Origin of the sequence: Sinomonas sp. G460-2, from assembly GCF_047759905.1 — a bacterium.
In the GTDB taxonomy this organism is placed as follows: Bacteria; Actinomycetota; Actinomycetes; order Actinomycetales; family Micrococcaceae; genus Sinomonas.
This window is the reverse complement of the sequence record NZ_JBKZWT010000134.1, coordinates 1-9296: the sequence shown is the minus strand read 5'-3', so window position 1 is coordinate 9296 and position 9296 is coordinate 1. Positions and strand designations below refer to the sequence as shown.

The 9296-nt window shown below is 70.7% G+C and carries 9 protein-coding genes; all 9 read right to left on the bottom strand.

Annotated elements, in window-relative coordinates:
• Positions 1-81 precede the first annotated feature (81 nt).
• The 9 genes from ACLN58_RS13070 to ACLN58_RS13030 all read right to left on the bottom strand — a co-directional run bounded on the left by ACLN58_RS13070 (position 82) and on the right by ACLN58_RS13030 (position 9166).
• A complete protein-coding gene (locus tag ACLN58_RS13070; RefSeq protein ID WP_415855698.1) occupies positions 82-957 on the bottom strand; it encodes an HpcH/HpaI aldolase family protein in 876 nt (291 codons plus the stop codon).
• Complete coding sequence (gene hpaH / locus ACLN58_RS13065) at positions 942-1727, bottom strand: 2-oxo-hept-4-ene-1,7-dioate hydratase (protein ID WP_415855697.1); 786 nt, start codon at positions 1725-1727, stop codon at positions 942-944. The genes ACLN58_RS13070 and hpaH overlap by 16 nt, the downstream gene beginning before the upstream one ends.
• Positions 1728-1729: 2 nt before the next feature.
• Positions 1730-2854: a 3,4-dihydroxyphenylacetate 2,3-dioxygenase gene (gene hpaD, locus ACLN58_RS13060; protein WP_415855696.1), complete on the bottom strand. Its 1125-nt coding sequence runs from the start codon at positions 2852-2854 to the stop codon at positions 1730-1732.
• A gap of 28 nt (positions 2855-2882) precedes the next feature.
• Positions 2883-4388, bottom strand: a complete 1506-nt coding sequence (hpaE, locus tag ACLN58_RS13055) for a 5-carboxymethyl-2-hydroxymuconate semialdehyde dehydrogenase (protein WP_415855695.1) — start codon at positions 4386-4388, stop codon at positions 2883-2885.
• Positions 4389-4481: 93 nt separating this feature from the next.
• The gene (locus ACLN58_RS13050) at positions 4482-5192 is read right to left on the bottom strand and encodes a GntR family transcriptional regulator (protein WP_415855694.1); all 711 of its coding nucleotides are present in this window, start codon (positions 5190-5192) and stop codon (positions 4482-4484) included.
• Positions 5189-6751, bottom strand: coding sequence for a fumarylacetoacetate hydrolase family protein (locus ACLN58_RS13045; RefSeq protein ID WP_415855693.1), 1563 nt, complete (start codon positions 6749-6751; stop codon positions 5189-5191). The genes ACLN58_RS13050 and ACLN58_RS13045 overlap by 4 nt, the downstream gene beginning before the upstream one ends.
• A 131-nt stretch (positions 6752-6882) precedes the next feature.
• The gene (locus ACLN58_RS13040) at positions 6883-7701 is read right to left on the bottom strand and encodes an alpha/beta fold hydrolase (protein ID WP_415855699.1); all 819 of its coding nucleotides are present in this window, start codon (positions 7699-7701) and stop codon (positions 6883-6885) included.
• Positions 7702-7752: 51 nt separating this feature from the next.
• Entirely contained in the window at positions 7753-8082 is a 330-nt protein-coding gene (locus ACLN58_RS13035; RefSeq protein WP_415855692.1) for a biotin/lipoyl-containing protein, read from the bottom strand.
• A complete protein-coding gene (locus ACLN58_RS13030; RefSeq protein WP_415855691.1) occupies positions 8075-9166 on the bottom strand; it encodes an alpha-ketoacid dehydrogenase subunit beta in 1092 nt (363 codons plus the stop codon). Before ACLN58_RS13030 ends, ACLN58_RS13035 begins: the two co-directional genes overlap by 8 nt.
• Positions 9167-9296 lie beyond the last annotated feature (130 nt).

The following is a 9296-nucleotide window of genomic DNA, read 5'->3' as shown; positions in this document are numbered from 1 at the left end:
CCGCAACGGCTGTCAGGTTGCGGGGTCGCGTCCCCAAGGTTGCGGGCTCGCGTCCCCAAGGTTGCGGAGTCCCTGGCGCCGCTAGTAGCTCGCCGGCCGCCCGCCGTCGTCCGTAGTGGCCCGCCCGGCCGCGTCGTGCCGACTGACCCGCCCGAAGCGCGCGGCGAGCTCCTCGCTCGACCGGGCAAGGATCGAGACGTCCGCGCCCACGAGGACGAAGCGCGCGCCCGCGTCGAGGTAGCGCCGCGCCGTCGCCTCGACGAACGCGTTGACGCCCGCGGGCTTGCTGGCCGCCTGGGCTGCCGCGAGGCAGCGTTCGACGGCGGAGATCACCTCGGGATGCTCCTGCTGACCCAGATGGCCCATGGACGCGGCCAGATCGGACGGGCCGATGAACACGGCGTCGACGCCGCCGACGGCGAGGATCTCCTCGACGTTGGCCACGGCCTCGGCCGTCTCGATCTGCACGGTGAGCGAGATGGTCTCGTCCGCCCTCGCGAGGTAGTCCGGGATCCGGTTCCACCGCGCCGCGCGGGCGAGCGCCGAGCCGACTCCGCGCACGCCATGCGGCGGGTACCGCACGGCCGCGACCGCCGCGCGGGCCTGCTCGGCGTCGTTGACCATCGGAATGAGCAGGTTCTGCGCGCCGAGGTCGAGGTACTGCTTGATGAGCACCGCGTCGTTCCAGGGGAGGCGCACCATGGGCAGCACGGCGTAGCCGTGGACCGCCTGGAGCTGGGCGAGCACGGACTCGAGCGTGTTCGGGCTGTGCTCGGCGTCGATGAGCAGCCAGTCTGCGCCGGAGCCGGCCATGATCTCCGCGACGAGCTGGCTTCCCGAGCAGACCCACAGCCCGATCAGCGGGCGCCCGGCGTTGCCCGCGCCGTCGCCGGCCCCGGCCCGCGCCTCCTCGAGTGCGTCGCGGAACGTGCGTTCGGGTTCTAGACGAAACGACATGTCACCGTCCCCAAGGGTCCGTAGTCCGCGTACACGGTATCTCCCGCGTAGACCCACATGGGCCGCGTGAACGAGCCCGCGAGCACGAGGTCGCCCGCGCGGAGCGACTGGCCGTGCTGGGCGAGCTTGTCCGCGAGCCACGCGACGCCCTTCGCCGGGTGGTTGAGCACGCCGGCCGCGACGCCCGTCTCGACGATCTCCTGGTTCTGGTACAGGAGCGCGGAGACCCAGCGGAGGTCGACGTCGTGCGGCCGCACTGGCCGTCCGCCCACGACCATCGCGCCCATCGCCGCGTTGTCCGAGATCGTGTCCACGATCGTGCGGCCCTGCATCTCGATCCGCGAGTCGAGGATCTCGAGGGCGGGCACCACGTAGTCCGTCGCGTCGAGCACGTCGAAGATCGTGATCCCGGGGCCCTTGAGGTCCTGGTTGAGCTTGAACGCGAGCTCGACCTCGACGCGCGGGTGCGTGTATCGGTTCCAGTCGACCACCGAACCGTTCTCGAGGACCATGTCGTCGAAGATGACCCCGTAGTCCGGCTCGCTGATCCCGGTCGCGGCCTGCATGGCCTTCGACGTGAGCCCGATCTTGCGGCCCACCACGCGCTTGCCCTGGGCCTCGAGCCGCGAGGCCCAGAGCTTCTGCACGGCGTACGAATCCTCGATGTCCATGCCCTCGTAGCGGGTGTGCAGGAGGGGGACCGGCGTGCGCGTCCGCCCCGCCTCCACAAGCTCGTCCGCGATCTGCTGGATCGCCTCCGCGTCGAGCACGCTCAGACCTGGCTTCCGAGCTTGAAGCCCTTCGACGCCTCGCCGTGGTACGAGCCGGACTCGTCCCCGGCCCGCGTGTAGGAGAAGCCGTCCGCGCCGATCGTCACGGCCATCTCGGATTTGTCCTCGCGCTTGACGACCTCCTTCGGGTTCCCGTCGAGGTCGAGCACGAGGGAGGCCTCGGTGTACCACGACGGGACCACGGGGTTGCCCCACCAGTCGCGGCGCTGGTTGTCGTGGACGTCCCACGTGATGGTGGGGTTGTCGGGATCGCCCGTGTAGTAGTCCTGCGTGTAGATCTCCACGCGGTGGCCGTCCGGGTCGAGGATGTAGAGGTAGAACGCGTTCGAGACGCCGTGGCGGCCCGGCCCGCGCTCGATCCGGTCGGACAGCCGCAGGGCGCCCATCTTGTCGCAGATCTGGATGATGTTGTGCTTCTCGTGCGTCGAGAACGCGATGTGGTGCAGGCGCGGCCCGTCGCCGCCCGTGAGCGCCGTGTCGTGCACGGTCTGCTTCCGGTGCAGCCATGCCGCGTACGTGGTGCCCTCGGAGTCCTTGATGTCCTCGGAGACCCGGAAGCCGAGGCCCTCGAGGTAGGCGCGGCCGCGCGGGACGTCTGGGGTGACCTGGTTGAAGTGGTCGAGGCGCACGAGTTCGCCGGCCGAGTACAGGTCGTAGCGCATGTGCAGGCGCTCCACGTGCTCCACGTCGTAGAAGAACTCGTACGGGAAGCCGAGCGGGTCCTCGACTCGGACGGCGTCGCCGATGCCGCGCACAAACCCGTCGCGGCGGCGCTCCGTCCGGCAGCCGAGCGCCTGGAAGTAGGCCTCGGCCTTGTCCACGTCTTCGGGCGTGCGGACGCGGAACGCGAACGCCGCCGCGGCTGGGATGGGGCCCTTGCGCAGCACGAGGTTGTGGTGGATGAACTCCTCGAGGGAGCGGAGGTAGATGGCCTCGTCGTCCTCGTACGTGACGTGCAGGCCCAGGAGGTCCACGTAGAACGCGCGCGACTTCGCCAGGTCGGTGACTACGAGGTCGAGGTAGGCGCAGCGGACGATGTCGGGCGCGGGGACTGCTGGGGTGGGTGGGTTCGGGGCGGGAGGGTGGGGGAGCGGGGTGCTGTTCATGGTGTTCTCCTCTTCGAGACAGTGAAAGTCAGGCGCCGAACTTGGGCGTGTGAACGTCGCCGAGCGTGATGTGCACGGCCTGCTGGTCCGTGTAGAAGTCGATCGAGCGGTAGCCGCCTTCGTGGCCGAGGCCCGAGGCCTTGACGCCGCCGAACGGTGTGCGGAGGTCGCGCACGTTGTGCGAATTGAGCCAGACCATGCCGGCCTGGACGGACTGCGCGAACGTGTGCGCGCGCTTGAGGTCGTTCGTCCAGACGTACGCGGCGAGGCCGTACTTCGTATTGTTTGCAAGGGCGAGCGCCTCGGCGTCGTCGTCGAACGGGGTGATCGCCGCGACCGGGCCGAAGATTTCCTCCTGGAAGATCCGCGCGTCCGGCTTGACGTCGGCGAACACGGTCGGAGCGACGTAGGAGCCGTTCTCCTGGCCCTCGGGCAGGTGCTCGGGGCGGCCCCCGCCCGCGAGGAGCCGGCCCTCGGACTTCCCGATCTCGACGTAGCTCATGACCTTCTCGTAGTGCTCGGGGTGCACGAGCGCGCCGACCTGCGTCTTGGGATCGTGCGGGTCGCCGACCACGATGTTCTTGGCGCGCTCGGCGTAGCGCTCGGTGAACTCGTCGTAGATGCTGCGCTCCACGAGGATGCGCGAACCGGCCGTGCAGCGCTCGCCGTTGAGCGAGAAGACGCCGAAGAGCGTCGAGTCGATCGCGGCGTCGAGGTCGGCGTCCGCGAAGACGACGGCGGGGGACTTGCCGCCGAGCTCCATCGACATGCCCTTGAGGTTCTCCGCGCAGTTGCGGAAGATGAGCTGGCCGGTCGAGGACTCGCCCGTGAACGAGATGAGCGGCACGCCCGGGTGCTTGACGAGCGAATCGCCCGCCGTCTCGCCGAAGCCGTTGACGAGGTTGAAGACGCCCGCGGGCAGACCGGCCTCCTCGAAGATCCCGGCCCACAGGGACGCGGAGAGCGGCGTGAACTCGGCCGGCTTGAGCACCACGGTGCAGCCCGAGGCGAGCGCGGGGGCCAGCTTCCACGATTCGAGCATGAACGGCGTGTTCCACGGCGTGATGAGTCCCGCGACGCCGATCGGCTTCCGGTTGACGTAGTTGAGCTGGGTGCCGGGGACCTTGAGCGCGGTGTCCTGCTGCGCGACGATGAGGTCCGCGAAGAAGCGGAAGTTCTCCGCGGCGCGCTGAGCCTGGCCGCGGGCCTGCGTGATGGGCAGGCCCGTGTCGAACGTCTCCATCTCGGCGAGCCGGTCCTCCTGCGCCTCGACGGCGTCGGCGATCGCGTTGAGGATCCGGGCCCGGGCGCGCGGCTTCATGCGCGGCCACGGGCCGTGCTCGAACGCCTCGGTCGCGGCGGCCACGGCGGCGTCGATGTCCGCCTTCTGGGCGGACGCCGCCGTCGCGTACGTCGTGTTCGTGACGGGGTCGAGGACCTCGAACGTCTCGCCGCCGATCGAGTCGACGCGCTGGCCGCCGATGTAGTGCTGGAGGTGCGTCGGGAGGTTCTCGGGCACGAAGTGCTTGCTCATGCTGGGCTCCTGAAGGTGGCTGAGGGTGGCTGGGTGGCTGAGGGTGGCGGGGTGGGTGAGGGCGGGGTGGCGGGGTGGAGGGAGTAGAGAGGGTCAGAGAGAAGGGAAGCTGGGGTGGACGTGGCTGCTCGCGAGGTAGGCGTCGAGCGTCGCCGAGCGGTGTCGCCGCGCCGCGAGCTCGATCTCGGCCGTCGGCGCCCCGCGCTCGATGAGCAGCAGGAGCTCCTCGTGCTCGGCGACCGACTCGCTGGCACGCTCGGGCACGAAGCTGAACGTCGAGCCGCGGAGCGCCGTGAGCCGGTTCCAGCCGCGGTGCACGAGGTCGAGGATGTGCGGATTCGGGCAGTGTTCGAAGAGGACGCTGTGGAACTCGTGGTTCAGCTGCGTGAACCGGACGGGGTCGAAGTCCTGCTCGTCGTCGACCATCGACCTCATCCGCGCGTTGACTTTGCGCGCGGCGGCGAGGTCCGAACGGCCGACGGCGGGCGCGGACAGCGCGGTCGCCGCGCCTTCGACGAGGCTCAGCGTCTGCATCGTGTAGAGGTACTCGATCGGGTCGATCCCGGCCACGGTCGCGCCGACATTCTTCTCGAACGTCACGAGCCCCTCTGCCTCGAGCCGGCGCACGGCCTCGCGCACCGGCACCACCGAGATGTCGAGTTCGCCCGCGACCTGGGCGAGCACGAGCCGCGCGCCCGGGGCGAGCGAGCCGGCGACGATCTGCTCGTGCAGCCACTCGTACGCGAGCTGCGACTTGCTCGCGGCTGGCGCCGACGGGGCCGCCCCGCGGGTTGGCGCGGTCATGGCTTCGGGCTCGCTTCGCTCGTCACCTGCGCCGCTCGGTCCGGTGCGGCCTCGTACTTCGCTCGCCACGCCGCGTTCATCGGGAACAGCCCGTCCACCGGATGGCCCTCGGCGACCCGCTGCGCAACCCACGCCTCTTCGCGTTCCTGGGCGGCGGCGTCGTTCGCGACCTCCTCTGCGAGGTGGGGCGGGATGACGACGATGCCGTCCTCGTCGGCGACAATCACGTCGCCGGGCTGCACGGCCGCGCCGCCGCACGCGATGGTCTCGTCGACGGCCCACGGGACGTGGCGGCGCCCGAGGACCGCGGGGTGCGGGTTCGCGCCCCACGCGGGGATGTCCATGCCGGAGACCGGACCGAAGTCGCGGATGCCGCCGTCGGTGATGACCGCCGCGGCGCCGAGGACCTGGGCGCGGAGCGCGAGGACGTCGCCGAGCGTTCCCGCGCTCTTGTCGCCTCGCGCGTCCATGACGAGGATGTCGCCCTCGCGGAGCGAATCGACGGCGCGCTTCTGAGCGTTGTAGCCGCCGCCGTGGGTCTTGAAGAGGTCTTCGCGGGCCGGGACGTACCGGAGCGTGCGGGCCGTCCCGACCGCCTTCGCGCCCGGCTTCGTGGGCACGAGGCCCTCGATGTGGCAATTCTGCATGCCGCGCCTGCGGAGCTGGACGCTGAGCGTGGCCGTGCCGACCGAGCGGAGCGTGGCGGCGAGCTCGGGGGTCAGGGCGCTCGCGGGGCGCTTGTCGGCGGGGGTAGCCGCGACGGGTGCCGCCACTGGGGGTGCCGCCACGGCGGCGATCCCCGCGGCCTCGGCCGAGCCCCACGCGTCGATCCGGTCCGCGTCCGTGAGCTGGGGCATGGCCCCGTACGGCTCGAGGCCAGCGGGCGAGTCCACCACGCGGTTGCCGAGCCGCCCGGTGGTGAGGGTTCCGCCGTCGGACGCTGCGCCGTCGACTTCGACCTCGATGAGGTCGCCCGGCTGGGCGACCGTCGCGCCCGCTGGGGTTCCGGTGAGGATCACGTCTCCCGGCTCGAGCGTCATGAGGCGCGAGAGGTCCGCGACGAGCTGCGCGAACGGGAAGAGGAGGGTCGCGGTCGAGTCCTCTTGGATGAGCTCGCCGTTGATCCACGTCCGGACGCGCAGGTTCGCGGGGTCGAGCTCCTGCGCCGGGAGGAGCGCCGGGCCGATCGGCGCGATCTCGTCCACCCCCTTCGAGCGGAGGTTGGAGCCCTTGTCCGGCCAGCGGAGGTCGGCGAGACCCGCATCGTTCGCGGCGGTGACGGCGCCGACGTGCTGCCACGCGTCCTCCGGGGAGACCCGGCGCGCGCGGCTGCCGATCACGAGGGCGACCTCGCCCTCGACCGTGAGGAGCTCGACGCCGCGCGGGCGCCGAAGCGGCGCGCCGTGGAGCGCGAGCGACGTCGCGGGCTTGAGGAAGTACGACGGGACCGACGGCGTCCGGCCGCGCTGCGCCGCGCGGCTCGGGTAGTTGAGGTGGACGGCGATGACCTTGCGGGCGGCGCCGATCGTCTCCTGGCCAAGCTGCTCCGGTCGTTCCACGGATCCCTCTCCCTCGAGTCGTCAGTCTGCTCAGGAGGCCCTTCAGGAGCCCTTAAGCAGAACTGGATCGTATACGATCATCGTATACGATCCAGTGTGCCCCCCGAAGAGGGATGGCGTCAACCCCCGGATCAGCTCTCGGCGAGGAACTCGATCGCCGCCTGCTTGAAGGCCCTCGCCGTCACGGCGTTGACGTGATTCCGCCCCGGAATCACCACGATCTTGGCCGACGGGACGAGCCCGTGCAGCGCCTCGAGCCCGTCGACGCGTTCGTCCTTCTCCCCGGCGACGATGAGCACGGGCTGCTTCGGCACGGCCTCGGCCGCGTCGAACGGCTCCTCCTTGATCGCCTCGACGAGCGAGAGCAGCGCGTACATGTCGGAGCCCGGCGAGGCCTGCGCCATGGTCACGAGCGCAGCGGTCGAGTCGTCTTCGATCGGGGTGCCGTCGGCGAGGAAGCGCTGGGCGCCCACGAGGTCGAACTCCGCGAGCGGATCGCGCCCGCTCGGCCCGCCGAGCACGAGCCGCCGCACGAGCGCTGGCTGCGTGGCCCCGAACTCCCACGCGAGGCGCGAGCCGAGCGAGTAGCCGATGACGTCGAGCCCGCTGTCGGGGTGACCGGCCTCGAGGGGGCGCGCGCCGGCGTCGACCGCGATCTGCAGGAGGTCCGCCCGGATGCGGCTCGGCGAGTAGGAATCGACGTCTTCGGGCGCGGTGCTGAGTCCGTGGCCTGGGAGGTCGACGGCGATGACGTGCCGGCCGGCATCGCGCAGCGCCGAGATCCACCCGCTCTGCTCCCAGTTGAGCGCGATCGACGACGCGAAGCCGTGGATGAGCAGTACCGGCGGGAGCGCCGCCGGCTTCTCCGGCTCGAACGTCTGCACATTGAGCCCGGGGTCCGTGCCCTCCACGGTGTGGTGCACGACCGCACCGGCGTGCCGGCCCGTCATCATCTCCATGAGCTCTCGCCCTCCCAGTTCTGTCGAGCCGTTCTCGAGCCGTCAGTCTTCGTCAAGATCGGCGCTCAGGCGGACGCGCCGCTTCGGCGCCTCCTCCGAGGGCACGGTGCCGACGATCCCGGCCGTATCGTCCGGGACCTCGAACACGATGAGCGGCTGGCCGACCTTGATCACGTCGCCGGGCGCGCCGTAGAGCTTCAGCACCTTGCCGGACTGCGGCGAGGGGAGTTCGAGCGCGGACTTCGTGGTCTCGACCTCGACGAGCGGCTGGTTCCGCTCGACCTGGTCGCCCTCGGCGACGAGCCAGTCGAGAACGGTCGCCTCGATGAGGCCTTCGCCGAGGTCGGGGAGGGGAAAGGGAAGCTCAGCCACGCTTGTACTCCAATACTCGCTGGATGCCGAACAGGATCCGATCGATGTTCGGGATGTACTCGTCCTCAAGGTCGCCTGATGGATACGGTACGTCGAAGCCCGTGACGCGCTCAACGGGTGCCTTGAGGGTTCCGAAGCAGCGCTCGGTGATGAGCTGGGCCACCTCGGCGCCGAGGCCCGACGTGCGCGGGGCCTCATGGACGACGACGGCGCGCCGCGTCTTCCCGACCGACGTCGCCAGGGCGTCGGCGTCGATGGGCTTGAGCCAGCGGAGATCGAGGACCTCGATGTCGATGCCGTCCTCCGCCGCGAGCTCCGCGACCTGGAGGCAGCGGGCCACCATCGCGCCCCACGCGACGAGCGTGAGGTGACGGCCTGGGCGCGCGATGCGGGCACCGGTGAGATCGACCGACGACGGCGCGTGCCCGCCGTCGTTCGCTGCTGAGCCCAAGAAAGCAGACGCCGCGGCACCTTCCGTGACGACCAGGCCCTTCTGCCAGTAGCGGGACTTGGGCTCCATGAAGATGACCGGGTCCGGCATGCGCACGGCGGCCTTGAGGAGCGAGTAGCCCTGCTGCGGGTCGGCGGGGGAGACGACCTTGAGGCCGGGCACGTGCGCGAAGAGCGCCTCGAGGCTCTCGCCGTGGTGCTCGGGGGCGCGGATGCCGCCGAAGCTCGGGACGCGCAGCGTCACCGGCATCGGGACGGCGCCGCGGCTGCGGTAGTTCATGCGGGCGAGCTGGCACACGATCTGGTTCACGGCCGGGTAGGCGAAGCCGTCGAACTGGACTTCGGGGACGGGGTGGAACCCCGCCATCGCGAGGCCGATCGACATGCCGAGGATCCCCGACTCGGCGAGCGGCGTGTCGAAGACCCGCTCCGCGCCGTGCTTCGCTGCGAGGCCCGACGTCACGCGGAACACGCCGCCGAGCGTGCCGACGTCCTCGCCGAGCACGAGCGCCTTCGGATCCTCGGCGAGGAGCTCGTCGAGGGCGAGGTTGAGCGCGCCCTGGAGGGAGAGCTCGAGGGTGGCGGGGGCCCCGGGGGCCACGCCGTTGTTGGACACCGTCAGCGTCTCACTCATGCTCGGACTCCTCACGCATCTCGGTCTCTTGACGCCAGCTGGCCTTCTGCCGCTGCAGCTCGTCGGTGGGCTCCTGGAAGACCAGGTCGAACATCTCGGCGCCGGGTCGCGGCCCGAGGGAGATGACGCC